The sequence below is a fragment of the Variovorax sp. CCNWLW235 genome, from assembly GCF_037204085.1.
Lineage (GTDB): Bacteria > Pseudomonadota > Gammaproteobacteria > Burkholderiales > Burkholderiaceae_C > Variovorax.
In genome coordinates this window covers 15,387-40,487 of record NZ_JBBCBW010000009.1, presented here as the reverse complement: position 1 = coordinate 40,487, position 25,101 = coordinate 15,387, and the positions used below count along the sequence as shown (strand labels likewise).

Sequence of the window (25,101 nt, the reverse complement as noted above, 5' to 3'; positions counted from 1 at the left end):
AGGCGGGGTCAGGCAGCGGCCGTCGTTCGGGTCCTGCGCGGGGCACGCACCGGCCGGGTCGCGAGGGCTGCACGCTTGGCAGCCTTTGTCGCCGCTGTTTTCTTCATCAGTTCCGAGGCGACCCGCAGGTCCTTGAGCCAGGCTTCCCACGCGGCCTCTCGTTGCTCGGGGTCGCCGCGCAGCAGGGCGGAAGGGTGCAGCGTCACCAGCACGCGGTGGCCGGCGGCATCTTCATGCCATTGGCCCCGCTCCTTCATCACGGCCACGGGCCGGCCCAGCAGCGAGCGCGCGGCCGTGCCGCCCAGGGCAATGAAGGCGCGCGGCTGCACGAGTTCTATTTCGCTTTCGAGCCAATGCCTGCAGGCTTCGGCCTCGCGCTGGCCCGGCGTCTTGTGGATGCGGCGCTTGCCGCGAAGCTCGTACTTGAAATGCTTCACCGCATTGGTCACGTAGAGCTTCTCGCGCGACCAGCCGAGCTCGGCCACGGCGCGGTCGAACAGCTTGCCGGCAGGGCCCACGAAGGGGCGGCCCACCAGGTCTTCCTTGTCGCCGGGCTGCTCGCCCACCACCATCAGCACGGCCCCGACCGGCCCCTCGCCAAAGACCGACTGCGTTGCGGGCTCTCCCAGCGGGCACTCGCGGCAGGCGTCGGTGGCGATGCTCAGCGCCTTCAGGGCGGCAGTGGCTTCGTTGCGGTGAGACATGGCCGAGGCGGCGTGTGGTTCGTGGTGTTCAGCCGGCCGCCATCAATGCGTGCCGCCGCCTCGCCGCGACTGGGTCTGGTTGCTGCTGCCGACGTGGCTTTCGCGGTCGTGGCGGCTTTCAGCGGTGCGGCGTGGCTCGTTGCGGGGTGTCGGGCTCTGGTTGCCCGCCTTGTTGTGATCGGGCGGGAGCGAGCCGCGTTCATCGGGGGTGTTGGGGTTCGTCTTCGACATGAATTGCTCCTTCAAAAGAATGCGTGGACATGCATTTCTCCGCGCGGCGCGGAGCCGCCGGTGTGGGAATAGACCCACGACGGGCGTCGTCCAAGCCGGGCGCCCGCGGCGGCGCCGGGCCAATAGCTTTTGATCCATGGCATTTCCTGTTTGCAACCGTTGGAAGGAGCACGCATGACGCATATCGTCCTGGGCGCGACCGGGCGTGTCGGCTCGGCGCTGGTTTCTGCGCTGCTTGCGCAAGGCGAGAAGGTGACTGCGGTCACGCGTGACGCCGGGCATGCCGAAGCGCTGCGCAGGCAAGGCGCCAACATTGCCGAGGCCGACGTTTTCGACGTGTCTTCACTGCGGCAGGTGGTTGCCGGCGGCAAGCGCCTGTTCCTGCTCAACCCACCTGCGCCGCCTTCCACCGACACCGCTGCCGAAGAGCAACGGAGCCTGGATTGCATTCTCGAAGCGATCGAAGGCCTGCCGCTGGAGAAGATCGTTGCCGAGTCCACTTACGGTGCGCAGCCTGGCGACCGCATCGGCGACCTCGATGTGCTCTACCGGATGGAGCAGGCGCTTGCCGCCCGGCCGGTGCCCGTGAGCGCGATTCGCGCGGCCTACTACATGAGCAACTGGGACGCCTCGCTGGACACAGCGCGCAGCGAAGGCAAGCTGCACAGCATGTACCCACCCGACTTCACGCTGCCGATGGTGGCGCCGCGCGACCTTGGCGAGTTCGGGGCGCGGCTCATGCGCGGCGAGGCCCGGTCTTCCGGTCCGCACTATGTCGAGGGACCCGAGCGCTACTCGCCGGGCGATGTCGCGCGAGCTTTTGCGGAGGCGCTTGGGCGGCCGGTGGAGGTGATCGTGACGCCGCCGGACCAGTGGGAGCAGGCGTTCCGTTCGATGGGGTTTTCGGAGGCCGGCGCAAGGTCTTACGCGGCCATGACGCGCCTTACCCTCGATACGAAGGAAGAGCCGGAAAGCTCCGAACGCGGGGCAACTTCACTGCGCGAATACATCTCTGCGCTGGTGAAGAAGGGCTGAAAACGCCAAGCTGCCGGGCCCAATTTTTCTGATTTTCAAAATCGGCCATCGGCCTGTCCGATAACAAGAAAACACCACCGTGCACCGGCGGACCCTCGATATTCCGCAACTATCTTTATCGCCTGCAAGACAACTTGCGTCCGGCCCTTCGCACGTTCTGCGCACGCGAAGCCGCCGTGTTGCACGAGCTTGATTCGAACCATCACCTACGTCGGTCAACGCCGCTCAAACCGGCAGCATCTCGCATCGGAGCCGGCGGTTTGCCGAGGCGAATCGGCGCCGATACGATCCCGCGCCTTGCTCCTAAAGGATTACGCGGATGCCGCCAACGATTGCTCCTCACCCGACGCCCGCGCCGTCAAGAAACGCGAGCTGGCAACAGCGCAGCCGGCGCCACGTGTGGCATCCGTGCACGCAGAGCATCCGGCTGGAGGCGGTGCCGCCGCTGCCGATGGCGCGCGGCGAGGGCGTCTGGCTCTACGACCACGACGGTCGCCGCTATCTCGACGCGACGAGTTCGTGGTGGGTCAATCTCTTCGGCCACGCGCACCCGGCCATCAACGCCGCGCTGAAAGACCAGCTCGACACGCTCTCGCACGTGATGCTCGCGGGCTGCACGCATGCGCCAGCGGTGGAGCTGGCCGAGCGGCTCGCCGCGCTGACCGGCCATGCGCTCGGCCATTGCTTCTACGCCTCCGACGGCGCATCGGCGGTGGAGATCGCGTTGAAGATGAGCTTTCATGCGTGGCGCAACGCGGGCCGCAGCGGCAAGCGCAACTTTGTCGCGCTGCGCAACGGCTACCACGGCGAAACGCTGGGCGCGCTGCATGTGACCGATGTGCCTGTGTTTCGCGACGCGTATGCGCCGTTGCTCGCGAATGCGCACCTCGTTGCGTCGCCTGACGCACGGGCAGTGCTGCCTGGCGAAGACGCAGCCGCCGTGGCACGGCGCGCCGCGGCTGAGCTGGAGGCGCTGCTGGCCGAAAGCCATGCGTCGATTGCGGCCGTGATCGTCGAGCCGCTGGTGCAATGCGCCACCGGCATGGCCATGCACGACCCCGAATACCTGCGCCTGGTGCGCGCGCTGTGCGACCGCTACGGCGTGCACCTCATCGCCGACGAGATCGCAGTGGGTTGCGGGCGCACCGGCAGCTTTTTCGCGTGCGAGCAGGCCGGTATCTGGCCCGACTTTCTTTGCCTCTCCAAGGGCATCAGCGGCGGCTACCTGCCGCTGGCGCTGGTGATGACGCGCGATTCAATCTACGAAGGCTTTGTCGACGACGACGTGGCGCGCAGCTTTCTGCATTCCCATTCGTACACCGGCAATGCGCTGGCTTGCCGCGCTGCTATTGCAACGCTCGATTTGTTCGAGCAAGAGGATGCGCTGCGCCGCAACCGCACGCGCGCCGAACGGCTCGTCGGCCGCTTGCGCGAAGGCCTGCGCGGCATGCCCGTCGATCACCTGCGCCAGCGCGGAATGATCACGGCCTTCGACGTGCGCGAGCCCGGCGCCCGGTTTGCCGAACGCTTTCACTTGGCCGCACGGGCGAACGGATTGTTGATGCGGCCGATTGGCGCCACGGTGTACCTGATGCCGCCGTATGCGATTGGCGACGGCGAGATCGACCTGCTGGTCGATGCCACGCTGGCCACGCTGCGGGCGGTTGATGTGCCGGGCCACGCGGAACAGGGAGGCCGCGATGTCGCGCTTGCTTGAACGCCTGGAGGGCGAGATTGCGGCACTCGACGCGCAGTCGCTGCGTCGCAGCCGGCAGATAGCCGAGACGGCCTGCGCGCCCGAGCAGATGCTGACGCTTGCCGGCGCGCAAACGCCACGCGCCATGCTCTGCTTCAGCAGCAACGACTACCTGGGGCTGGCAGCGCACCCGGCGCTGGCCGCTGCACTGGCCGAAGGAGCGGCGCGGTATGGCACGGGCAGCGGCGGGTCGCACCTGGTGCTTGGCCATTCGCGCGCGCATGCGGAGCTGGAAGAGCGGCTCGGCGACTGGATGGCGCCCTTCATTCCCGAGGCGCGCAGCCTGTTCTTCTGCACGGGCTATATGGCCAACCTTGCGGTGCTGTCGGCGCTCGGCGGCGCCGAAGCGGTGATTTTTTCGGAGTCGCTCAACCATGCCTCGCTGATCGACGGTGCGCGGCTGGCCAAGGCGCGGGTCGAGCGCTATCCGCATTGCGACCTGGCCGCGCTGGATGCGCAGCTCGGCGCCTGCGATGCGCCCGTCAAGCTCATCGTGAGCGATGCAGTCTTCAGCATGGACGGCAACATCGCGCCGGTAGCCGGGCTGCTCGCGCTGGCCGAGCGCCACGACGCCTGGCTGGTGCTGGACGACGCGCACGGCTTCGGTGTGCTGGGCGCCACGGGGCGCGGCGTGCTGCAGGCGGAAGGCCTGCGCTCGGAGCGACTGGTGCTCATTGGCACGCTCGGCAAGGCGGCCGGGGTTTCGGGCGCGTTCGTGGCGGCGCACCCCACCGTGGTCGACTACCTGGTGCAGCGGGCGCGGCCGTACATCTTCACCACGGCTGCGCCGCCGGCCATTGCGCATGCGCTGCTTGCGAGCCTCGCGCTGATCGAAGGCGAAGAGGGCGATGCGCGACGGGGCCGCCTGAAGGCGCGCATCGCCCAGTTGCGCCGGGGCCTCGAAGGGATCTTGCCGCCCGACGACAGCGCTTGGCTGCCGGATTCGCCCACCGCGATCCAGCCGCTGATCGTCGGCGGCAACGCGCGCGCGATGGCAACCATGGCACAGCTCGACGCCCGCGGCCTGCGCGTCGGCGCCATTCGCCCGCCCACCGTGCCCGCCGGCACCGCGCGCCTGCGGATCACGCTCTCGGCCAGCCACAGCGAATCCGATGTGGCTCGGCTGGTCGATGCATTGGGCAATGCATTGGCGCAGCAGCTCGAGGTGCACGAATGACGCCCCGCCGCTGGTTCGTTACCGGCACCGACACGGGCGTCGGCAAGACGCTGGTCAGCAGCGCGATGCTGAGCTTGCTGGCCGACTCGGGCCTGCGCGCGGTCGGCATGAAGCCGGTGGCGGCGGGCCTGGACCTGGTCGATGGTGCGTGGCGCAACGACGACGTCGAGCAGCTGCACGCCGCAGGCAACGTCGATGCGCCGCTGGCCCTGCGTTGCCCGTACCTGCTGCGCGCGCCGATGTCGCCGCACCTGGCGGCGCGGGAGGAGGGCGTGCGCATCGAGTTGCCGCCGCTGCTCTCGGCCTTTGCGGCGTTGTCGGCGCGTGCCGACGCGGTGGTGGTCGAAGGCGTGGGCGGGTTCTGCGTGCCGTTCTGCGATGACCTCGACAGCGCCGACTTGGCCGTGGCGCTGGGCCTGCCAGTGGTGCTGGTGGTCGGGCTGCGCCTGGGTTGCCTGAACCACGCGCTGCTCACGGCCGAAGCCATCCGCGCACGCGGCCTCATGCTGGCGGGCTGGGTCGCGAGCATCGTCGAACCGGAGATGCTCGCGCCCGAGGCCAACCTGCAGACCTTGCGCGGCCGGCTCGGGGCGCCGTTGCTCGGCGTGGTGCCGCACCTGGTGGAGGCGTCCGCGGCAAGCGCCGCGCGGCATCTCGATCTGCGGGCATTGCGCGCCACCGGCGCCTACCCGGCGCGGCGTGCTCCCGCGCTCGCCTGATCCGGCCAGGCGCTCAGCCGCGCTGGCCTGATTCCGCCAGGCGCTTCGCCCGCGCGCCACCCTGGCGTTCGAGCATCCAGCCCGGATACTCGGACGGCAGCGCGCTCACCTTGTCGAGCGTCGCAAGCTCATCGGCGGAGAGCCGGATGCCCGTTGCGGCAATGTTGTCGTCCAGCTGCTCGACGCGCTTGGCGCCCACGATCACGCTGGTGACCACCTGCTGGTGCAGCAGCCATGCCAGCGCGATCTGCGCCACCGACACCTTGCGCGCCTCGGCCAGTTCGCGCATCGCGTCGATGCAGTCGTAGGCCCGCTCCACATTCACCGGTGGAAAGTCGAAGGTGGTGCGGCGGCTGCCTTTCTCGGCTTCGGTATTGCGCCCGTACTTGCCGCTGAGCAGGCCGCCCGCCAGCGGGCTCCAGACCATCAGGCCGACGTTTTCGCTACGCAGCATGGGCGCCAGCTCGCGCTCCAGGTCACGGCCCGCAATGGTGTAGTAGGCCTGCAGCGATTCGAAGCGGGCGAGGCCCTGGCGCTCGGCAATGCCCAGCGCCTTCATGATCTGCCAGGCGGCCCAGTTCGAAACGCCCACATAGCGCACATGGCCTTGCTGCACCAGGTTGTCCAGCGCGCGCACCGTTTCTTCCACCGGCGTGACCGGGTCGAAGCCGTGGATCTGGTACAGGTCGATGTGGTCCAGCTGCAGGCGCTTCAGGCTGGCCTTCACGCCGTCCATGATGTGATAGCGCGAGGCGCCGGCCGCATTGGGGCTTTTGCCGGCTTCGCCGAAAACCTTGGTGGCGACCACGACGTTGTCGCGCGGCACCTTGAGGTTCTTCAGCGCCTGGCCGGTCATGGTTTCCGAGAGGCCTTCGGAATACACGTCGGCGGTGTCGATGAAATTGATGCCGGCGTCCAGCGCCCGGCCGACCAGGCTTTCCGCCTCGGCCTGCTGCAGGTTGCCGATGTGGCCCCAGATGCCGCTGGCGCCGCCGAAAGTCATGGTGCCGAGGCACAGCTCGGAAACGAACAGGCCGGTGCGGCCGAACTTGCGATATTGCATGGAGAGAGTCCTTTGCGTTGGAGAGGCGTCGGCAAAAAGTATCCGCCCGCGGCCCCCGGGCCGACGAGCGCGTTTCTGCAAAGTCTTTGCCTATTTCTCCAGACCTATGTCCGGGTCCGTGCAGATTCATGAGTGCGGCGCTAAGCTTTGAACCACCCGATCCTCCACGCTGCCCGCAGACTCGGCGCAGACTTTGTTGATCCAACCCGCGACAAGGCCCGAACATGTCCGACGAAACACCCGAAACCACTGCCGCCATCGCCCAGCCGATGCCCCTGGAGCCCGAACTCGACGAAGCCAGGAAGGAACTGGTGGCGCTGATCAACCGCATCACCGGCGGGCGCGACGGCACGGTGGAAACACCGGTGGCCGGCCTGCAGGTGTTCTGCATCAGCAAGCCCGACGGTCCCAAGCACGCCTTTGCCAGCCCGGCGCTCGGGCTGATTGCCCAGGGCTCCAAGCGGATCATCGTGGGCGACGACATCTATGTGTACGACCCGATGCACTACCTGGTGACCTCGGTCGACCTGCCCGTGTGCGGCCAGGTGCGCCTGACGAGCGACAACGAACCCTATCTCGGCGTGCGGCTGGAGCTGGCAATGGACGACATCGGCGAGCTCATCGGCGACGAGAAGCTGCCCGCCAAGGCCAACGCGCCCGCCTCGCGCGGCATGTACGTCAACCGCATTGCCATGCCGGTGCTGGAGCCGGTGCTTCGGCTGCTGCGGCTGGTCGAATCACCCGAGGACGTGCCGATCATGGCGCCGATCATCAAGCGCGAGATCATGTACCGCCTGCTGGTGAACGGCGAGGGCGCGCGGCTGCGGCAGATTGCATTGCAAGACAGCCACACCCAGCGCATTGCCAAGGCCATCAGCGCGCTGCGCGTCAACTATGCGCAGTCGCTGCGCATCGAAGACATGGCGCGCGCGGTGCACATGAGCGTGTCGTCGTTCCACCATCATTTCAAGGCCGTCACGGCCATGAGCCCGCTGCAATACCAGAAGCAGCTGCGCCTGCAGGAGGCGCGCCGCCAGATGCTGATGGCCGGTGCCGACGTGGCGAGCGCCGCGCACAGCGTGGGCTACGAAAGCCCGTCGCAGTTTGCCCGCGAGTACGGCCGCATGTTCGGCGCGCCGCCGCTGCGCGACAAGCGGCGCTGGCTCAGCGACGCCGAGAACGACGCGCAGCTGGGCGGCGCGACCATGGCAGCGGCCTGAGCACGGGGCGCTGGCGCGCTGTTCAGCGTGCCCAGCGCCAGTTCTCGATCTCGGGCATGTCCTTGCCGTGGCGGGTGACATAGGCGCGGTGCTCCAGCAGCTTGTCGCGCAGATGTTGCTGCACATGGCCCGCGCTGTTGCGAAACCGCTCCACCCGGCCAATGGCGTCGGCCGCCAAATGAAAGCGGTCCAGCCGGTTGAGCACGGTCATGTCGAACGGCGTGGTGGTGGTGCCTTCTTCCAGGTAGCCGTGCACATGGAAGTTGCCGTGGTTCGTGCGCTTGTAGGTGAGCCGGTGGATCAGCGACGGGTAGCCGTGGAATGCGAAGACCACCGGGCAACCAGTGGTGAAGATCGAGTCGAAGTCCGCATCGGGCAGCCCGTGCGGGTGCGCATCGGGTGACTGCAGCGCCATCAGGTCGACCACGTTCACTACGCGCACCTTCAGGTCCGGCAGCATCGTGCGCAGCAGGTCGACCGCGGCCATCGTTTCGAGCGTGGGCACGTCTCCGGCGCAAGCCATGACCACGTCGGGCGTGGCGCCTTCGTCGTTGCTGGCCCAGGTCCAGACGCCCAGACCCACCGTGCAGTGGCGCACCGCGGCATCGATGTCCAGCCACTGCGGGCCGGGCTGCTTGCCAGCCACGATCACGTTCACATAGTTGCGGCTTCGCAGGCAATGGTCGACCACCGAGAGCAGGGTGTTGGCGTCGGGCGGCAGGTACACGCGCACCACCTCGGCCTTCTTGTTGACCACATGGTCGAGAAAGCCCGGGTCCTGGTGGCTGAAACCGTTGTGGTCCTGCCGCCAGACGTGGCTGGTGAGCAGGTAGTTGAGCGAGGCGATCGGCCGCCGCCAGCCGATGCCGCGTGTCACCTTGAGCCACTTGGCGTGCTGGTTGAACATCGAGTCGACGATGTGGATGAACGCCTCGTAGCACGAGAAGAAGCCGTGGCGCCCGGTGAGCAGGTAGCCCTCGAGCCAGCCTTGGCACAGGTGCTCGCTGAGCACTTCCATCACGCGTCCGTCGGGCGACACGTGTTCGTCGCCGGGCAGGATCTCGGCGGTCGAGGTCCGCGCCGTCACGTCGAACAGGTCTCCGAGCCGGTTCGAGGCAGTTTCGTCCGGCCCCATCACGCGGAAGTTGCCTGACGCTGCGTTCAGGCGCATCACCTCGCGCAGGAAGCGGCCCGCCATGCGCGTGGCCTCCGCATCCGTCGCCCCGGGGGCGTCGACCGCGACGGCGGGCTCGCGGAAGGGCGGCATCGCCAGGTCGGTGAGCAGCAGGCCGCCGTTGGCGTGCGGGCTGGCGCTCATGCGCTTGGCCCCCTTGGGTGCCAGGGCGGCAATGTCGGCTCGCAACGCGCCGTCGGCGTCGAACAGCTCCTCGGGCCGGTAGCTGCGCATCCAGTCTTCGAGCAGGGCCACATGGCCCGGCTTGCCGGAAAAGCCCGTCAACGGCACCTGGTGCGAACGGAACGTGCCCTCGACCGGCACGCCGTCCACCTGGCGAGGCCCGGTCCAGCCCTTGGGCGAGCGCAGCACGATCATCGGCCAGCGCGGCCGTTCGCTGAATCCGTTTTTCCGCGCGCGGGTTTGAATGGCTTGGATGCCATCAAGTGCCTTGTCGAGCGCCGCCGCCATCAGGCGGTGCATCTGCGCGGGGTCGTCGCCGGCCACGAAGTACGGCTCGTGCCCGTAGCCTCTCATCAGTTGCGCCAGTTCTTCGTCGCCGATGCGTGCGAGCACGGTGGGGCCGGCAATCTTGTAGCCGTTGAGATGCAGGATGGGCAGCACCGCACCATCGGTTGCGGGGTTCAGGAACTTGTTCGAATGCCAGCTTGCCGCCAGCGCGCCGGTTTCCGCTTCGCCGTCGCCCACCACGCAGCAGGCGAGCAGGCCGGGGTTGTCAAACACGGCGCCATAGGCATGCAGCAGCGAATAGCCGAGCTCTCCGCCTTCGTGGATGGAGCCCGGGGTTTCGGGCGCCACGTGGCTCGGAATGCCGCCCGGAAACGAGAACTGCGTAAAGAGTTGCTTCAGGCCCTCGGCGTCCTGCCCGACATGGGGGTACACCTCGCTGTAGGTGCCTTCGAGGTAGGTGTTGGCGACCACGCCCGGGCCGCCGTGTCCCGGCCCGGCAATGAAGATGGCATCGAGCTCGCGCGCGTTGATGAGCCGGTTCATGTGCGCGTACACGAAGTTGAGGCCCGGCGTGGTGCCCCAGTGGCCCAGGAGGCGCGGCTTGATGTGGGCAAGCTCGAGCTTCTCGCGGAGCAAGGGGTTGTCCATCAGGTAGATCTGGCCCACGGACAGGTAGTTGGCCGCACGCCACCAGGCGTCGAGAAGCGAAAAGTCCTGCTCAGCCGCAGGCGGGGAGGTAAGAGGCATGGGCTGCTTTCTTCGGGTTGCCGGCACCCGAAGTGTCAAGGCTTGGGCGGTGAAGCGGCTTGATGCGCATCAACAGTGGTCAGCTGGTTCACGATGGTGCCGATGCCTTCGGCGCGACGCACGGCGCGCTCCACGGCGGTCTTCAGGCCTTCGCTGGCAAGCTTGCCCTGCAACGTGACCACACCGCCTTCCACGCACACGTCGACATCGCATCCCACCACCGCCGGGTCCCAGTTGAGCTGGGCGAAGACCTCGTGCCTGAGTTCAAGATCGGGGTTCATTCCAAACCTTTCGAAAAAGAGATTGTTCGAACAGGGCCGTTCTTCTTCTTTTTCGTCGCGCTCGGCTCACAGGATGCCGCGATCGAGCCGGAGGTGCAAATGCAACCCCTGGCTTTTCTCGGGCGTTTTTTGGGCAGGCGCCGGCCAGCTGGACGGCGCGGCCGCGTGGCAGGCCGTCAGGGCGTGAAGGAGACGCGCTTCGCGATGAGCACGCCGTTTTCCACTGCGTCGCCGACCACGGTCACGCGGCGGCCGTTGGCCAGCTGGACGATGGTTCCGCCTTCGAACGTGGTTCCGGGGCGGCCGGCGTCCACCTGGCGGCCTTGCACCCGGAAGTTGGAGGGCGACTGGTAGCCGCCGATGGCACCGATCAGCGTGAAATCGACCGGTCCGCCGACGCCGGGGACGTTGCGTATGCGAAGCTTCTTCACCACCAGCACGCCGTTGGTCATGAAGCCGTCGAGTTCGACCTTGACGCCGTTGCCGATCGACGACGCCAAGCCGCCTGTGATCAAGGCATTGGACGCATTGACCGCCGTGCCGAGAACCTTGAAGTCGCTGAGCCCGTTGTAGTTGGCGACGATGCCCGCGAGCTGCACCGCCGCGGTGTTCTGGGTTGGTATGGCATACCAGCCTTGCACCTTGGTGGCGTTGAAGATGCCCGCAAACGGCGCCGCGATACCGCGCACGCGGACGATGGCGCCCTCGGCGAGGGTGGACTCATCGATGCCTCCGGAGAACAGGGCGCCGCTGTACCTCACCGTGATCTGTCCGAGCATGAAGCTCCTGCCGAGGCGGTCGAGGTTCTGCACGAATCCGGTGACCAGCGGCTCGGCCGAGGCGGGCTTCAGCTCCACGCGGGTGGCGCGCAAGGTGCCCGGCACGGAGGGCAGGCCCCACACCTGAACCTGGCTCGCGGCAATCAGGTCCGACAGGCTGTTTCCGCCGCTCCACACGGTGGCGTTGTCGGTGGTGACTGTGGTGCCCATCACCACAAAGCTGCCGCCTGCAAGGTCGATGGAAGAAACCGCACCGCGCAACTCGGCCGCCGAAACCACCTGCTGCGCCGTGGCCGCGGTGAACTGGTTGTCGATCTTGCCGGCAATGCGCACGCTCATGCCGATCTGCAGCTCGCTGGTGTCTTCGAGGCTGAAGGTGGCGGCGTCCGTGTTGTAGCGCACGCCGTTCAGGATGATGCTGCCAATGCCGCCCACGGAGCCTACGCCCGTGGCATCGGCGGTGCTCACGCCGGTGCCGCCAGAGCCCACGCCCGAACCGTCGTCGGTGCTGTTGCCCGCCGTGCTCGTGCCGTCGCCGCCGGTGCCCGTACCGCCTGTGCCGCCCGTGCCCGTACCGTCGGATCCGCCCGCTGTGCCGGTACCGCCGGTGCCCGTGCCGGCGGAGCCGTCGCCGCTCCCGCCGCCGACGGCCGCGCTGCCGCCAAAGCCCACGCCGCTGGCGGAAGTTCCGCCGCCGCCACCGCCGCCGCACGAGAGCAGCAGGGCCATCGCTCCGGCCAGGAGGATGCCGCGCACCCAACGGTAGTGGTTCTTCATGGCGTTTTCTCTTCCCTCTTGGGGGCGACGACCGGCGCAAGCGGCGCGGCGTCGTCTTCATAATAAGTGTAGATGCCGACCCGGATGCGCCCTTTGGCGCCGCTCGGGGCACGGTCGACGGCGCGCGTCATTTCGCCCGCCAGTTCATGGTGCAGGGCGGACCAGCGTTCGCGCACCAGTTGATGGATATTCTCGCAATCCTGCAGCCCCAGGCCACGCGCGTATACCGCGCGCTCCAGCATGCGGGGCTGCTCGCCAAGGGTGTTGGACACCGCGGCCAGCAGGTGGTCGCGACCGTTGTCGCCCAGGAACGCCAGCATCGCCTGCAGGTCGTCCACCGGCACGAAGCCGTCGACCTTGAGCTCGGCACAGCCGTTCTGTTCGGCCGCCATGTTCAGGCGCACCAGTTCGTCCAGGATGGCGCGATGGTGCACATTGCCGCGGCTGCCGAGCCGCGCCACGGTTTCGAAGGAGGGGGTGTCCTCGGCGTCGGCGGTGATCGGGAGTCGCTGGTAGGCCTGGTTTTCCGACACCATCTGCAGCCACAACGTGAAGGTCTTGGCCGCGGCCGATATTTCCGTGTGGGGCAGGGCGTCCACCGGGGCGCGAACCTTGGAGGTCACGGCCTTGCGGTTCAGCCCGGTCGTGACCGACAGCTGGCTGATATTGGGCTTTGCCACCCCCTGCTTGCGCCAGGAGCGGGTGGCTTCCTCCAGCAGCAGGTCGCGCAGCAACACTTCCAGGTGCGGGTGCTTCACCCCCATGGCCAGGGCGAGCCGCACCACCGGCCGCAGGATGCGGCCGCATGCGGCAAGTGCCCAGTCCAGCTGGTGTTCCATGAAATGAGACGTTTTTACTGATTCAATCGCGGTTCAGGGCGTGAACTGGCGGGCCCTTGAGCCCGCGTTAGTGCACTATTGTCCGCATCGCCGAGGATCGCACAAAAAAGACCTCATTCATGCACCACAGGTACCCACACTGGTTCGGGTGATGGATGAACGCCCGGTGGCGCTGATTTTCACCACCCGCTCCTGGTTGCCCACGGGGCTGGCGCGGCAGATCGTGATGTCGGCCGCGGTGCCGCCGACGCCGGTGGCGTCGAAGCTGAGGGCGCTGAGCCCGCCGCTGTCGCGCATCTGGTAGCCGCTGGCCGCGGCCGGCTGCTTCTGGATCACCTGCCCGCCGTTGCTGATGACGATCCAGCCGGCCTCCCATTGGCCGTTGGTGGCGCAGGCCGTGCCGTTGGCCGAGGCGCAGAGCGTCACGGCCGCGTTGCGCTTGATGGCTTCGCTGCGCGCCAGCTGGCTGCCGGCCACCAGATCGGTCGCGTAGGAAGTCAGCCGACTCGAGAGCCGGATGTTGTCGAACGAGGGGACGGCCACGGACACCAGCACCACCAGCACCATGATGGTGACCATCAGCTCCACCAGCGTGAAGCCACGTGTTCGCATGCCGGCGGTTGTCTGCACCTTGCGCACCCTTTTACTTCTGGATGAACCAGTAGACGCGGCCCTTGGGCTGCGTGAAGGCGGTTTTGACCGCGGCACCCTTGGGGCTTAGGAACGAGTCGGGATTGGCGCCGATCACCACGTCGCGGAAGCTGCCATTCACCATCACGCGGCCCACCACGGGCGAGGGCGCAAGGCCGCCGCCGACCACGTTCTGGAACCGTGCGCCTTGCGCGCCGGCGTTCAGGTAGGCCAGGTTGTAGACGTTGGCTGTGCCCAGGTCGGCGCGGCACGATTGGCGCACCGACGGATCGGTGGGCGTGTGGGTGTTGAAGGTGGTGTTGCCATAGGCGGTCACCGACGAGGTCACCACCTGCTCACCCGGTGCGAGCACCAGGTACCAGCCCTTCTTGGCCGCCAGGGCGGTGGGCGAAGGCTCATCGGTGCCCGTAATGGCGAGCAGCGAGCCGTGGCACAGGAGCGAACTGCCGTCGCAGTTGCCGGACTCGTCGGTGAGCCAGGCTGCGTCGGCAGGCTTGTCCACCATCATGTAGAAGCGGTTGGAGACGCTGAGCGCGGCGGTGTAGGAGCGCAGCGGCTTTTCGCGGTCGCCCGAACCCAGCAGCAGCACGTTCATGCCGTTGTCTTCGACCACGTCGGGGCCGAACATGAACTTGCGGTTGGGCGTGCAGGTGGTGCTCGCAACGTCGCAGCCGAGCGAGGCGATCTTGGTCATCGTCCAGCTGCCCGGCGCGGCAGCGCCGATGGCAATGCGGTAGACGTTGCCGCCCAGGTCGGCCGCATAGGCGATCTTGGCCAGGCCCGCACTGTCGTTCACGACCGTGACTTCGCCCGTGACCCCGCGGTCGGTGGTGAAGGTCTTCAGCACGTTGCCGGTGCTGGCGTCGAGCACGTAGATCCTGTTGCCCTTGGCTCCCGCGCCGCAGGCCTGGGCCGCAGCGGTGGTGTCGACGTCTTCGCACTTGTCGTAGCCGCCGCCGAACATCACCATGGGTGAGTTGCCCGAACCGTAGCCGGCCGACTTGACGATCTTCGGCGCCGACCAGGTCTGGCCGATGCCTGTCATGTCGTTTGCACCCGTGTCGCAGCCGACGTCGTCGTCCTGGTTCGGGCAACCCCTGCGCCACTTCAGAATGGGCGAGGCGGGGTCCGACACATCGAAGGCATAGACCAGGCGGCCGCCGCGGCGCATGCTCGCGTAGAGCCAGGCTTCGTTGCCCTGGCGATAGGCTGCCATGGCGCCGTCCATGCCGTAGGGCTTGGGGGCGGTGGCGCCAACGCTGACCGGCACGCCGGGAAAGTTGATCCGCTTGGTGTTGTCGTACAGCCGCTTGATGCTGCCGTAGAACTCCGGCGGCACGAAGGACCACATCTCGCTGCCGGGCGCCGCGGCGCCGATGGCGGCGCTCTGGTTGCCGTTGACGGCGCGCAGCATGCCGTCGTTGGCGCCATAGAACACCACCACCTGCGGCTCGCTGTCGCTGCCGTAGTTGATGGCCACCGGACGCGAGTGCACCACGTCGCCGTGCACCGACGGTCGCATGGCCGTGGTGGAGGTGAGCGGCGTGCCGTCGGCGGCGCGGCGCTCGTCACCCTTGTTGTCCAGGCCGCGTAGCCATTCGATCAGCGCGGTGCGCTCGGCGTCGGTTGGCACGCCAAGCGCCTCTTTGGTAATGCCGGCCGTGTTGCCGGTGGCAAAGCTCGTCAGGATCGAGCAGTCGTCCGCCGCGCAGGTCTTCACGTTGCGGTCGGCCGTGGGCACCTGCCGCAGCATGTAGCCTTGCGCGCCTTTTTCCACCACGTTGCCGTCCGGGCTTTCGGCTGCCTCCTTGCCAAGGCAATCGCCGGAAGGCCGGAAGCTCCAATAGGCATCGGTGGTGCTTGGCGCGGGTGTCCAGAAACTTCGCGCGCAGGGCGCGATGAAGCCGGTCTGGTTGTTGATGGCGTTGCTGCCGGCTGCGTCCTGCAGGATCAGCTGGTTGTTGGTATCCAGGCCCAGCTTGTACTGCTTCAGATTGCCGTTCCAGCGCGGATAGGCGGAATCGTCAGGCCGGAACATGCCCACGAACACCTGGTTCAGGTAGGTACCCTGCGTGTTCACGCTCACGGGCAGGCTTACCGACGAGAACACGCTATTGACGGACTGGATCTTGCTGAAGATGTCGTCCAGCGCCTCCTTGAGCGCCAGGCCCAGGTCGACTTTCTCGCTGAGGTCGTAGTACTCGCCCTTGCTCTGGTTGGCCATGCTGTTGAGCAGTGCACTCCAGCCCGGCCCCTGGCCGCCGGTGGCCTTGGCCGCTTCGACGGTGTAGACCTTCACGCCCATGCTGGTTTGCAGGAACTTGGCCCATTCGTCGGCCACGTTGTCCTGCGAGCCGCTCGGGCTCAGCGGAATCATGGTGGTGGTGCCTCCAGCCGCACGCAGTGCATTGGTGGAGGTGGTGGTGTCGCTGTTGTTGTCTTGCGCGGCGCCGTTGCTGATGTAGATGACGTAGGTGCCGATGCAGTTGGTGGTGTTGGGGCCGGTATAGGTGCTGCTGTTGATGGCCGCCAGCGGATTGTCCGGCAGCGCGTAGATCGCCTTGGACGCCGCGGTACCGAAGACATTGCCTGTGTAGTCGGCCTTGGCCTTGTTGTTGCCGCCCATGGGCGCGCCACTTGCCAGATAGCGGTACACCTCGGCCATCATCTTGCCGGCCTTGCCGCCATTGGACTTGTCGTCGAGCTTGTCGAGGCTGCGGATCAGCGCGCCGTACTTGCGCCTGTTGTCTTCGTCCATCAAGCGCACGCCGGCACGCAGGTAGGCGCCGTCGATGTTCGAATTGCCGCCGCCCGTTTCGCTGAACAGCATCACGCCGACCTTGAACTTGCCTACCGGCAGGCTTTCGAAGGCGCTGGCCAGCGCATTGATCTCGGCGGTGAAGGGCTGGTTCCAGTTGGCCGTGTTGTCCAGCACGAACAGCACGTTGGGCGCGTCCGTCACGGTCTGGTTGTAGCCGACGAAAAGATCGATGTCCTCCGCCTGCGCCGCGGAAAGGCCGAACATCAGCAGCGCGGCGGCCCAGAGCGGCCGGAAGAAGTTCTTTTTCATGATGTCGATCCGTTCATCGTCGTGATCATTCGCAGGACAGGGCTGGCTACGAGCACAGCGCTTCGAATTGCTCTTTGGTCAGGAGCGCCCGCACGCCCTGGCGTACCGCAGTGACCGTGCCGCTTGCGGTGTCGGTCACGCTGGTGCTGATGTCCCACACCGTGTTGTATTGGTCGGGCAGGGCGTTGAGCCCGGAGCCGCTGGTGGATGAATTTCCGCCGATGCCGCCTGGGCCCGCAGTGCCGCCTCCCGTGTCGGTCGACTTGGTCGCGCGCACGCAGGTGGGGGGGGCGATGTCCACGGTGTAGTCGGTGGTGCCGTCGTTGTTGATGTCCACCCGGCTCTGGGTGCCCTGGGGCATGGCCAGCGAAGGCGAGCCGTCCACGCCCGGCAGCAGCAGGGAGGAGGCCACTTCCTCGATGGCACGGTTGGCCGCGGCCACCGCCTCGTTGCGGTTCTGCATGTTGCCCACCGACTTGAGGTTGGTGTTGCTGAGCGTGAACCCGGCCGTGACGGCAAGGGTGATCAGCACCAGCATGATCAGCCCGACGATCAGCGCCGCGCCGCCTTGCCGGCGCCTGGAGATTGTGGATCGCATCTTCACGGCGTTTCCCTGCGGCCGGTCACGTTGGTCATGCGGATCGCGGTGGTGAAGGCATGCCGCTTGTACCGGTCGTTGAAGGGGCCGAGCGTTGCGCTGCCGAGGTTGTAGGTGCGCGTGTCGCTGTGGCCTGGAGACACCTCGATGCTGCGCGCCACCACGTAGAGCTTGACGGCCGCCACGTTGATCAGCTGGTCGGCGGTGCAGGGCGAAGCCGTGCTGCAATGAACGAAGTTGCCGTCGGGGCTTCCGTCGCCGCGGTTGGTGGGGGTGGACCTCACGGCCGCGTCGGCCCATGAAATGGCCTGGGTGTAGTTCACGGCCGCGCCGGTCTTGCCCAGCGTGTCGAGGCCCAGTTCCACGCGGAAGCCCTCGACGCCTTCGATGAGAGGCACGGGCGGCTGCTGCGCCAGGCCCGTCGCCGAGAGATCGAAGCGCGAACGCGCCAGGGTCGGGATGCCGTCGCCTACTGTTTCGGCGTAGTCGCGCACGTAGTAGATGTCGGAGATGAACTTGCGCTTGGGCGAGGGCGTCGTGCAGTTCTTGCTCATCATGGTGGCAAAGCCGGCCGTGGTGAGGTCGAAATCCGAGGGCTTCTGCGTGCCGCAGAAAGACGACTGGAAGTACAGCTTGCCGAGCGTGTCGGCTTCGCAATTCGGCATGCCGGCGATGCAGGTTTCAGCGTGGCGCACCACCAGCACGTCGGTGTCGGCTTTCTTGTTCGTCAGCAGGCCGGCGCAACTGGCCGGCACGGCGTCGTAGGCCTGCACGGGCATGTCGAGCAGGCTGCGCTTGTAGTCTTCAGTCCAGCTAGCCGCCGAATAGGGCAGGCACGGATCGGGCGCATTGCCGGTCGGCACCTTCGCGGGCACGCCCGAAACCGTGAGGTCGTCGAACTCCGGCATGTAGTTTTCCCAGAAGCCGGCGTGCGTGATTTCGTTCTCGAGCACAAAGACGCTGAGGCGGCCGCCCTCGATCTGGCGGTTGACCTTGACCATTTCGCGCTGCGTGTTGTTCACATTGAGGAACAGCGCAATCAGCGCCGCCAGCACGATCAGCATGATCGTGATGGACACCATCAGTTCGATCAGCGTCAGGCCGCGCTGACGCTCCAGGGCACGGGCAATTTGGCGAGTTGTGCCTGCCGGGCGTGCGCGCATCATGAAAGCGTCCCGATGCGAACCAGCGTCGTCACGGTCCGGCGGCACCTGTCGGCGGTGCACGGGGGGCTTGGCGTTGTTGCGGTGGGTGCCACGTCGTACGCGTCCTTGCCGCAGGCCACGCCTTCCGGCGGTGCGGCAATGGGCACCAGGCCCTGCCAGGCGACGGTAATCAGGTATTCGTTGTTGCCCAGGTCCTCCACGCAGCCGCGCCCGCCGATCATTGCGCCGAGCTTGGTGTTGCCCGAGGTTTCGGCCGCGCCTTGCAGCGAGTTGCACCACTCCATGGCGTCGATCTGCTGGCGCGAGCCCGTGCCGGTGGGGCAGGCGATGCCGGCGCCCAGCGGCGAAGCAGTGACGTAGCTGGAGGCCATGCGGCGATTGATTGCAATGCGGCTGGCCATGTCGTTGAGCAGGATCAGCGCCTGCGAGCGCTGGTAAGACTCCATCTCGGACGACTGGAGCCGCGCCTGCAGGCCCACGAGCCCGAACAGGCCGAATGCGACGATCAGCAGAGTGACCAGCACTTCGATCAGTGTGGCGCCGCCTTCCGTGCCGGCGCGTTCGGTGGTCGGACGCGTCATCACCATTTGTCGGCCGGCGTTTTCGCGCCCTGGTTGTCGAGGGTGAGGTCGCCGTCGGACGCCTGGGCGCCTCTTGAATCGAAAGTCAGGACAAAGCCTGGAATCTCGGTCGTGACGGTGATCGTGTAGTCGTAGTTGGCCGCAATGTCCGCAGGCAGCGCGTAGCCGCTGGCCGTCAGTGTCGTCTTGTCGGCGTAGCTGCGGTTGGCCAGCAGGAACTGCTGCTGCCGGTTGGCAATCTCCATCATCTGCGCCTGGGCGGCGGAGCGCTTGGCGCGGATCACGTAACGGTTGTAGCTGGGTACCGCAATGGAAGCCAGGATCGCGACGATCGCCACCGTGATCATTACCTCGATCAATGTGAAGCCATTGCGCCGGCGCGAAAACGAGAGCTTTTTCATTCAGCTGGCCAAGGTAATGATGTGTCAGATTGTATGTAAATGTGAATTTATCACATCCGAACGTTAAATAGTGCGCCTATGGACCGGACTATTTGGTGTCCGCGGGACACGTGTTGTGTACCGGCACATACGAAGCACCGACACATTCAACACTTTGAAAAGAGTGCCGAGGCGAGGATGCTTCCGACTGATGGACGCTGGCGTCGTCCTACGTCCGCGCTGGCTGCAGTTCCCAGAATCGATTCATTGCCACTTTGCTCCTCGAGCGAGCAGGAGTCGAACGAAATGAACAGAGAACCCGGAAATCTCGGCTCGGGCGACGGATCCCGGCCCACCACCAGCGGCGGGGTAGACAACATCGGCGCAGGAGAAAAGTTCACCAGCAGTTCTTCGGCCGCCGGAGAACAAGACTCGGCACCGGCCCCCGCCGAGCGCATGGCGAGCAAGCGCAAGAACGTGGAGGCATCGCGCCACGACGGTTCCGCCGCCTACGGGCTGCGGGAAGACCTCCGGTCGGAAACCAACAAGGAGCCGCGCAAGCCCTAGCGGCTTGCATGGCCGAGGAGCCCTCATGACGACTTCGGAAAAAGCTTTCCCCTTTCCCACATCCAAGAACCACGGCAAGCCCGCGGTCGAGCCGGCCAAGCCGGTCGAGCAGGCGCCCAGCGAAGAGGCCCTGGACAGCGGCGTCGAGGAATCCTTTCCCGCCAGCGACCCGGTTTCGGTGACCGTAACCAAGGTCAAGCTGCCGAAGGCGCAGCAGGACAAGGACAAGGAAAAAGCGGAAGAGACCGGCGGCAAGCAGACCTAGTCGGCCGGAACCAGGCCACGAACAAAAGCGGCGAACCGCCGGGCAAGCTTCTTGCACGCCGGTGCATGCCGCCCGGGGCAATCCCCATGGCAGGACCCGGCCTCGGGCGGTAGATTGCGCTCCTGCCCCCAGCGGCAGAGACAGCTCTCACTACTTTTGGCCCCCGAGGAGTGTTCGTGGACGCATGGTCGAGCCAGCAGCTTTCCACCCTGTATGGGCGCGAGATCTTCCGATCGCGCGAGGCGGACGAAACCCACGCGCTCGTGACCCATGAGCTGAAGGCGCACCGGAGCACCTGGGGCCGCGGCAATGTCGATGCGGTCTTCTGCCGGGCAGAACTCAGTGCACTGTCGCTGTGCATCCTGCGCTACGGCTGCGATGTCGACATCGAGCCCGACACGCTGGGCAATTTCGTGCTGGTCCAGATGCCGCTGCGCGGCCATGCCGAAGTACATACCGGCGGCCAGACCGTGCAGATCCATCCCGGCCAGGGCGCAGTGGTGTCCGCGCACAAACCCGTGCGGCTGCGCTGGCACGCGGACTGCGAGCAACTGATGCTCAAGATCGACCTTGCCCGTCTGCAGGACGTGGCACGCCGAACGTTTGCCGCAAGGCCCGCGGGCGGTGCAGGGGCCGCGGCAGAAATCGGTGAAATCGACTTCGAGCTGCCGCTCCGGCTCGACGATGCCGCGGGCACCCAGTGGTGCCGCATGGTGGCCGGCCTCGCATCGCTGCTCCCCGCGGACGGCCACGAGCCGTATGACCCGCGCTGGCTGGCCCACTACGAAGACAACCTCATGCTCTATCTGCTGTGCCACAGGCCCAATTCGGTGCGGCGGCAGCACGACGCGCTGCGGCTCGGGTCGGAGGCGGCCAGCATGCGGCAGCTGCGGCTTGCCGAAGAATTCATGCGCAGCCGGCTCGATGCGCCGCTTTCGCTGGAAGAGGTGGCAGAGGCCGCAGGCGTGTCGCGGCGCGCGCTCGGCCTGCTGTTTCGGCGCTACCGCGATCTTTCACCCATGGAAGTGCTGCGCAACATGCGGCTCGATGCCGCGCACGCCCAGTTGGCGCGGCACGACGGCGCCAGCGTGACCGAGGTCGCCTTCAGCTGCGGCTTCTCGCACCTGAGCCGTTTCGCCGCCTGCTACCGCGAGCGCTTTGGCCGGCTTCCGCGCGAGACTTCGCGAGAGCCGGCGCGGCACTAGACCTCCGGCTTCGTCAGGCCGGCTTCATCGTGCACTTGGCGGACGAGCTGTCCTGGTAGTTCTGCAGCACCGTGCCGATCACCTTGTTGGCGATGCGCCCGCTCGCGTCCTTGCCGATCACGCGCAGGTAGTAGTTCTGAATGGGAAAGTTGTTGGCGCCGTAGCTGAAGTCGCCGCGCACCGACTTGTACCTGGCGGCCTTGATCGCTTTCAGCAGCGCCGGCCGGTCGGCCACCTTGCCGCCCACGTCCCGCACTGCCGCGTCCATCGCCATGAGCACGTCATACGCCTGGCCCGCATAGAAAGACGGGTTGCGCCCGTTGTTCTGCTCCCGGAAATCCGCCACGAAGCGCTTGTTTGCCGGGTTGTCGAGGTCGTATGACCAATGCGCGGTGTTGAAGAGCCCGAGCATCGGCTCGCCCACGGCGGGAATCATGTCTTCGTCGGCCGAGAAGGCGGTCGAGATCAGCGCCACGTCTTTCGACAGGCCGGCGCCGACAAACTGCTTGATGAAGCTCACGCCCATGGCGCCCGGCAGAAAGAAATAGAGCGCATCGGGCCTCGCCGCGCGGATCTGCGCAATTTCGGCGGAGTAGTCGAGCTGGCCAAGCTTGGTGTAGAGCTCGTCGCTCACCGCGCCCTTGAAGTCGCGCTTGAAGCCGGTGATTGCATCCTTGCCGCCAGGGTAGCTCGGCGCGATGAGCGCAACCTTCTTGAAGCCCTTGTCCGAAGCGAACTTGCCCGCTGCTTCGTGGTACGCATCGTTCTGGTAAGACGCACCGAAGAAATACGGGTTGCACCTGGCCCCCGAGTAGTCGCTCGGGCCGGTGTTGCTCGAGAGATAGGGCACCTTGGCCGCGAAGAGCGGTGCTCCCACGGCCAGTGCGACCGTCGAGCCGATGGGGCCGGTGAACAGGTCGATCTTGTCGCGCAGCAGCATGCGCTCGACCACCTGCCGGGCCAGGTCGGGGCTGCCGCCTGTGTCCGCCTCGACAAACTCCACCGGCACGCCGCCGAGCTTGCCGCCCAGTTGCTTCATCGCTACCGCGAAGCCGGCCTTGGCCTCGGCGCCGCCCACGGCAAACGGGCCGGAGAGGTCCATTGCCAGGCCGACCTTGACGGTTTGCGCCTGGGCCTGCGGTGCGAAAGCGGCCGTGACGGCGAGCGCCAGCAAAGCGACGGCGGTTGTGATTCTTGCCTGCGACATGAAGGATCTCCTCAGGGGGTGATTCGGATGGCGTGGGTTGCAACAAAGGTATGTGTGCGCGGGGGCCGAGTCTCCACGGCACGCGAGCGGCGGGCTATCCACTTTTCGCGCGGCATGCGCCTGCAAGAAGTGGACAGACAGCGCGCGGGCCGCTCCACAGAATCGTCCGCCGAACCCCACCACTTCGGAGACTCGCCCCATGAGCCAATACATCGACATCGCAGCCGCCGACGGCCCGACCTTTCGTGGCTACCTTGCATTGCCGCCCTCGGGGCAAGGCCCCGGCATCGTGCTGTGCCAGGAGATCTTCGGCATCAACGACTACGTGCGCGAGGTGGCCGACCTTTACGCCGAAGAGGGCTACGTGGTGCTCGCGCCCGACCTGTTCTGGCGCATGGAACCGAATGTCGAACTCGGCTATTCGCCCGAAGACTGGCAGCGCGCCTTCGGCTTTTTTCAAAAGTTCGATGTGGCCGCCGGCGTTTCGGACATCACGGCCAGCGTGAAGGCGCTGCGCGCGCACCCGGCATGCACCGGCAAGGTCGGCGCGCTGGGCTTTTGCCTCGGCGGAAAGCTCGCGTACCTTGCGGCCGCGCACTCGGGTGTGGACGCGGCGGTGGGCTACTACGGCGTCGGCATCGAGGCAGACCTGGACGTGCTGTCCAAAATCGAATGCCCCATTGCGCTGCACTTCGCGGAGCTCGACAAGTTCTGCCCGGCCGAGGCGCGCAACCAGGTGCTCGAAGCCTTTGCAGGCAAGCCCGGCGCGCAGATGTATGTGTACCCCGGCGTGGACCACGCATTCGCACGCACCGGCGGCGAGCATTTCGACAAGCCCTCGACGCTCATGGCCCACCAGCGCTCCATGGCGCTGTTCAAGGACGCCATCGGCCCGGTCTACGACCTGTCTGCGCTCTGGGACAAGCACTGCGAATACGAGTTCGCGACGCGCGACGTGGTCGCCACCATGGGCACGATGGTGAGCGAGCCCTATGTCAATCACATTCCCACCATGACCGGTGGGGTAGGAGCCAAGGAGCTCTCGCGCTTCTACAAGCACCACTTCATCCCCACCACGCCGCCGGATACGCGGCTCACCCCCATCTCGCGCACTGTGGGCGCCACGCAGATCGTCGACGAGATGCTTTTCTGCTTCACCCACACGGTGGAGATCGACTGGATGCTGCCGGGCATTGCGCCCACCGGCAAGGCGGTTGAAATTCCGCTCGTTGCCATCGTCAAGTTTCGCGGCGACAAGCTCTATCACGAGCACATCTATTGGGACCAGGCCAGCGTGCTGGTGCAAATTGGCCTGCTCGATTCAAAGGGCTTGCCGGTGGCAGGCGTGGAGACGGCGCGCAAGCTGGTGGACGAGCACCTGCCTTCGAACACGCTCATGCCGCGCTGGCAAAAGTCGGCCAGCCTGACCATCGCCGATCCTGCGCTGCCGCTGGGATGATGGCGGGCGATTCGGAGATGCTCGAACTGGTGGTGGAAGCGGTGAAGCCGCTCACGCCCGCCATCAAGGCCTTCGTGCTGCGGAGCGCAAATGGCAGTGCCTTGCCGCCATACACGCCCGGCGCGCATCTGGGCGTGCAAGTCGTCCAGCCCAACGGGCGCATCGGCCAGCGCGCCTACTCGCTGGTGGCGCCGCATGCGGAGGGCCGCAGCTACGAAATTGCGGTGCTGCATGAGCCGCAAGGCTCGGGTGGCTCTGCTTGGATGCATGGGTTGACGCCCGGCGCCGTGCTGACGGCGCAGCCGCCGCGCAACGACTTTGCGCTGCGTGCGGGCAGCGTGCCGCCGCTCCTGATCGCTGGCGGCATCGGCATCACGCCGCTGCTGTGCATGGCGCGGGCGCTGGCCGCCGAAGGGCGCGCGTTCGAATTTTTCTATGCCACGCGAAGTGCGGGGCACACCGCCTATCTGGAAGAAGCGCGCGCACTGGGCGCCGCCGTCGTTCATGACGGCGGCGACCTTGCACGTGGCCTCGACCTGCGCGCTGCGCTTTCCGGGCCGCAATCCGGGCGTCACCTTCATGTGTGCGGACCCAAGGGCATGGTGCAGGCCGCGGTCGACCTGGCCCGAGACCTCGGCTGGCCCGGCGACCACGTGCACTGCGAACTCTTTGCCGGTGCGCTGGAGCAAGAGGGCGACACGCCTTTCGAAGTGCGCACGCTGCGTTCGGGCAAAACGCTGACCGTGTCCGCCCACCAGAGCCTGCTCGACGTGCTGATCTCTGCCGGGCTGGACCCTTTGTACGACTGCCGGCAGGGCGACTGCGGCGTGTGCGCCGTTGCAGTGGAAGAGGGCGTTCCCGACCACCGCGACCACAACCTGAGCGCCCGAGAGAAAGCCGAGGGCCGGACTATCTGCATCTGCGTGTCCCGCGCGAAGACGCCGCACCTGGTGCTCGACATCTGACCACCACATTTCAG

24 protein-coding genes are annotated in these 25,101 nt (G+C 66.6%); 10 read left to right on the top strand and 14 right to left on the bottom strand.

The annotated features are described in order from the left end of the window. Positions 1-8: 8 nt before the first annotated feature. Positions 9-704 carry a UdgX family uracil-DNA binding protein gene (locus tag V9L21_RS12680; RefSeq protein ID WP_337312317.1) on the bottom strand — a complete coding sequence of 232 codons (696 nt, stop codon included), beginning with the start codon at positions 702-704 and terminating at the stop codon, positions 9-11. A gap of 42 nt (positions 705-746) precedes the next feature. Continuing rightward, the gene (locus V9L21_RS12675; protein WP_258506406.1) at positions 747-935 is read right to left on the bottom strand and encodes a hypothetical protein; all 189 of its coding nucleotides are present in this window, start codon (positions 933-935) and stop codon (positions 747-749) included. Positions 936-1,109: 174 nt separating this feature from the next. Here V9L21_RS12675 and V9L21_RS12670 point away from each other — a divergent pair, with 174 nt between their 5' ends. The 4 genes from V9L21_RS12670 (at position 1,110) to bioD (ending at position 5,622) form a co-directional block, all read left to right on the top strand. Continuing rightward, positions 1,110-1,970 carry an NmrA family NAD(P)-binding protein gene (locus V9L21_RS12670; RefSeq protein ID WP_337312315.1) on the top strand — a complete coding sequence of 287 codons (861 nt, stop codon included), beginning with the start codon at positions 1,110-1,112 and terminating at the stop codon, positions 1,968-1,970. A 319-nt stretch (positions 1,971-2,289) separates the two neighbouring features. After that, complete coding sequence (bioA, locus tag V9L21_RS12665) at positions 2,290-3,687, top strand: adenosylmethionine--8-amino-7-oxononanoate transaminase (RefSeq protein ID WP_337312313.1); 1,398 nt, start codon at positions 2,290-2,292, stop codon at positions 3,685-3,687. Next, positions 3,671-4,903, top strand: a complete 1,233-nt coding sequence (locus tag V9L21_RS12660; protein ID WP_337312311.1) for an 8-amino-7-oxononanoate synthase — start codon at positions 3,671-3,673, stop codon at positions 4,901-4,903. The genes bioA and V9L21_RS12660 overlap by 17 nt, the downstream gene beginning before the upstream one ends. Further along, entirely contained in the window at positions 4,900-5,622 is a 723-nt protein-coding gene (bioD, locus tag V9L21_RS12655; RefSeq protein ID WP_337312309.1) for a dethiobiotin synthase, read from the top strand. The genes V9L21_RS12660 and bioD overlap by 4 nt, the downstream gene beginning before the upstream one ends. A gap of 13 nt (positions 5,623-5,635) precedes the next feature. Here the strand turns inward: bioD and V9L21_RS12650 are convergent, their stop codons facing one another. After that, entirely contained in the window at positions 5,636-6,685 is a 1,050-nt protein-coding gene (locus tag V9L21_RS12650; protein WP_337312307.1) for an aldo/keto reductase, read from the bottom strand. 224 nt (positions 6,686-6,909) lie between these two features. Between V9L21_RS12650 and V9L21_RS12645 the strand changes: the two genes are divergently transcribed. Beyond that, positions 6,910-7,905, top strand: coding sequence for an AraC family transcriptional regulator (locus V9L21_RS12645; RefSeq protein WP_337312305.1), 996 nt, complete (start codon positions 6,910-6,912; stop codon positions 7,903-7,905). 22 nt (positions 7,906-7,927) lie between these two features. On the opposite strand, the gene V9L21_RS12640 is transcribed toward V9L21_RS12645, so the two are convergent. The 10 genes from V9L21_RS12640 to V9L21_RS12595 all read right to left on the bottom strand — a co-directional run bounded on the left by V9L21_RS12640 (position 7,928) and on the right by V9L21_RS12595 (position 19,440). Next, positions 7,928-10,297 carry a phosphoketolase family protein gene (locus V9L21_RS12640; RefSeq protein WP_337312303.1) on the bottom strand — a complete coding sequence of 790 codons (2,370 nt, stop codon included), beginning with the start codon at positions 10,295-10,297 and terminating at the stop codon, positions 7,928-7,930. A 35-nt stretch (positions 10,298-10,332) separates the two neighbouring features. Beyond that, on the bottom strand, positions 10,333-10,578 hold the full coding sequence (locus V9L21_RS12635; protein ID WP_337312301.1) for a BON domain-containing protein: 246 nt from the start codon (positions 10,576-10,578) through the stop codon (positions 10,333-10,335). A 176-nt stretch (positions 10,579-10,754) separates the two neighbouring features. After that, positions 10,755-12,134: a DUF5666 domain-containing protein gene (locus V9L21_RS12630; protein ID WP_337312299.1), complete on the bottom strand. Its 1,380-nt coding sequence runs from the start codon at positions 12,132-12,134 to the stop codon at positions 10,755-10,757. Next, positions 12,131-12,973, bottom strand: coding sequence for a DUF6502 family protein (locus V9L21_RS12625; RefSeq protein ID WP_337312297.1), 843 nt, complete (start codon positions 12,971-12,973; stop codon positions 12,131-12,133). The genes V9L21_RS12630 and V9L21_RS12625 overlap by 4 nt, the downstream gene beginning before the upstream one ends. Positions 12,974-13,090: 117 nt before the next feature. Next, positions 13,091-13,585: a GspH/FimT family pseudopilin gene (locus V9L21_RS12620; RefSeq protein WP_337312295.1), complete on the bottom strand. Its 495-nt coding sequence runs from the start codon at positions 13,583-13,585 to the stop codon at positions 13,091-13,093. Between the two features lie 31 nt (positions 13,586-13,616). After that, positions 13,617-16,694 carry a pilus assembly protein gene (locus tag V9L21_RS12615; protein ID WP_337312293.1) on the bottom strand — a complete coding sequence of 1,026 codons (3,078 nt, stop codon included), beginning with the start codon at positions 16,692-16,694 and terminating at the stop codon, positions 13,617-13,619. Between the two features lie 46 nt (positions 16,695-16,740). After that, on the bottom strand, positions 16,741-17,292 hold the full coding sequence (locus V9L21_RS12610) for a pilus assembly PilX family protein (protein WP_337312291.1): 552 nt from the start codon (positions 17,290-17,292) through the stop codon (positions 16,741-16,743). 2 nt (positions 17,293-17,294) lie between these two features. After that, complete coding sequence (locus V9L21_RS12605) at positions 17,295-18,458, bottom strand: PilW family protein (RefSeq protein WP_337312289.1); 1,164 nt, start codon at positions 18,456-18,458, stop codon at positions 17,295-17,297. Then, entirely contained in the window at positions 18,455-19,039 is a 585-nt protein-coding gene (locus V9L21_RS12600; RefSeq protein ID WP_337312287.1) for a pilus assembly protein, read from the bottom strand. The genes V9L21_RS12605 and V9L21_RS12600 overlap by 4 nt, the downstream gene beginning before the upstream one ends. Then, positions 19,039-19,440: a type IV pilin protein gene (locus V9L21_RS12595; protein WP_337312285.1), complete on the bottom strand. Its 402-nt coding sequence runs from the start codon at positions 19,438-19,440 to the stop codon at positions 19,039-19,041. The genes V9L21_RS12600 and V9L21_RS12595 overlap by 1 nt, the downstream gene beginning before the upstream one ends. Before the next feature lie 285 nt (positions 19,441-19,725). Here V9L21_RS12595 and V9L21_RS12590 point away from each other — a divergent pair, with 285 nt between their 5' ends. The 3 genes from V9L21_RS12590 to V9L21_RS12580 all read left to right on the top strand — a co-directional run bounded on the left by V9L21_RS12590 (position 19,726) and on the right by V9L21_RS12580 (position 21,456). Continuing rightward, complete coding sequence (locus tag V9L21_RS12590; protein WP_337312283.1) at positions 19,726-19,986, top strand: hypothetical protein; 261 nt, start codon at positions 19,726-19,728, stop codon at positions 19,984-19,986. 25 nt (positions 19,987-20,011) lie between these two features. Next, on the top strand, positions 20,012-20,251 hold the full coding sequence (locus V9L21_RS12585) for a hypothetical protein (RefSeq protein ID WP_126745835.1): 240 nt from the start codon (positions 20,012-20,014) through the stop codon (positions 20,249-20,251). A gap of 176 nt (positions 20,252-20,427) precedes the next feature. Beyond that, positions 20,428-21,456 (top strand): AraC family transcriptional regulator, encoded by a 1,029-nt coding sequence (locus tag V9L21_RS12580; protein ID WP_337312281.1) that lies wholly within the window; start codon positions 20,428-20,430, stop codon positions 21,454-21,456. Positions 21,457-21,469: 13 nt separating this feature from the next. Here V9L21_RS12580 and V9L21_RS12575 read toward each other — a convergent pair whose 3' ends face one another. After that, positions 21,470-22,663, bottom strand: coding sequence for an ABC transporter substrate-binding protein (locus V9L21_RS12575; RefSeq protein ID WP_337312279.1), 1,194 nt, complete (start codon positions 22,661-22,663; stop codon positions 21,470-21,472). Positions 22,664-22,862: 199 nt separating this feature from the next. Here V9L21_RS12575 and V9L21_RS12570 point away from each other — a divergent pair, with 199 nt between their 5' ends. Both V9L21_RS12570 and V9L21_RS12565 read left to right on the top strand, forming a co-directional pair. Then, positions 22,863-24,122, top strand: coding sequence for a dienelactone hydrolase family protein (locus V9L21_RS12570; protein ID WP_337312276.1), 1,260 nt, complete (start codon positions 22,863-22,865; stop codon positions 24,120-24,122). Beyond that, a complete protein-coding gene (locus V9L21_RS12565; protein ID WP_337312538.1) occupies positions 24,122-25,087 on the top strand; it encodes a PDR/VanB family oxidoreductase in 966 nt (321 codons plus the stop codon). Before V9L21_RS12570 ends, V9L21_RS12565 begins: the two co-directional genes overlap by 1 nt. The last annotated feature ends 14 nt before the right edge of the window (positions 25,088-25,101 follow it).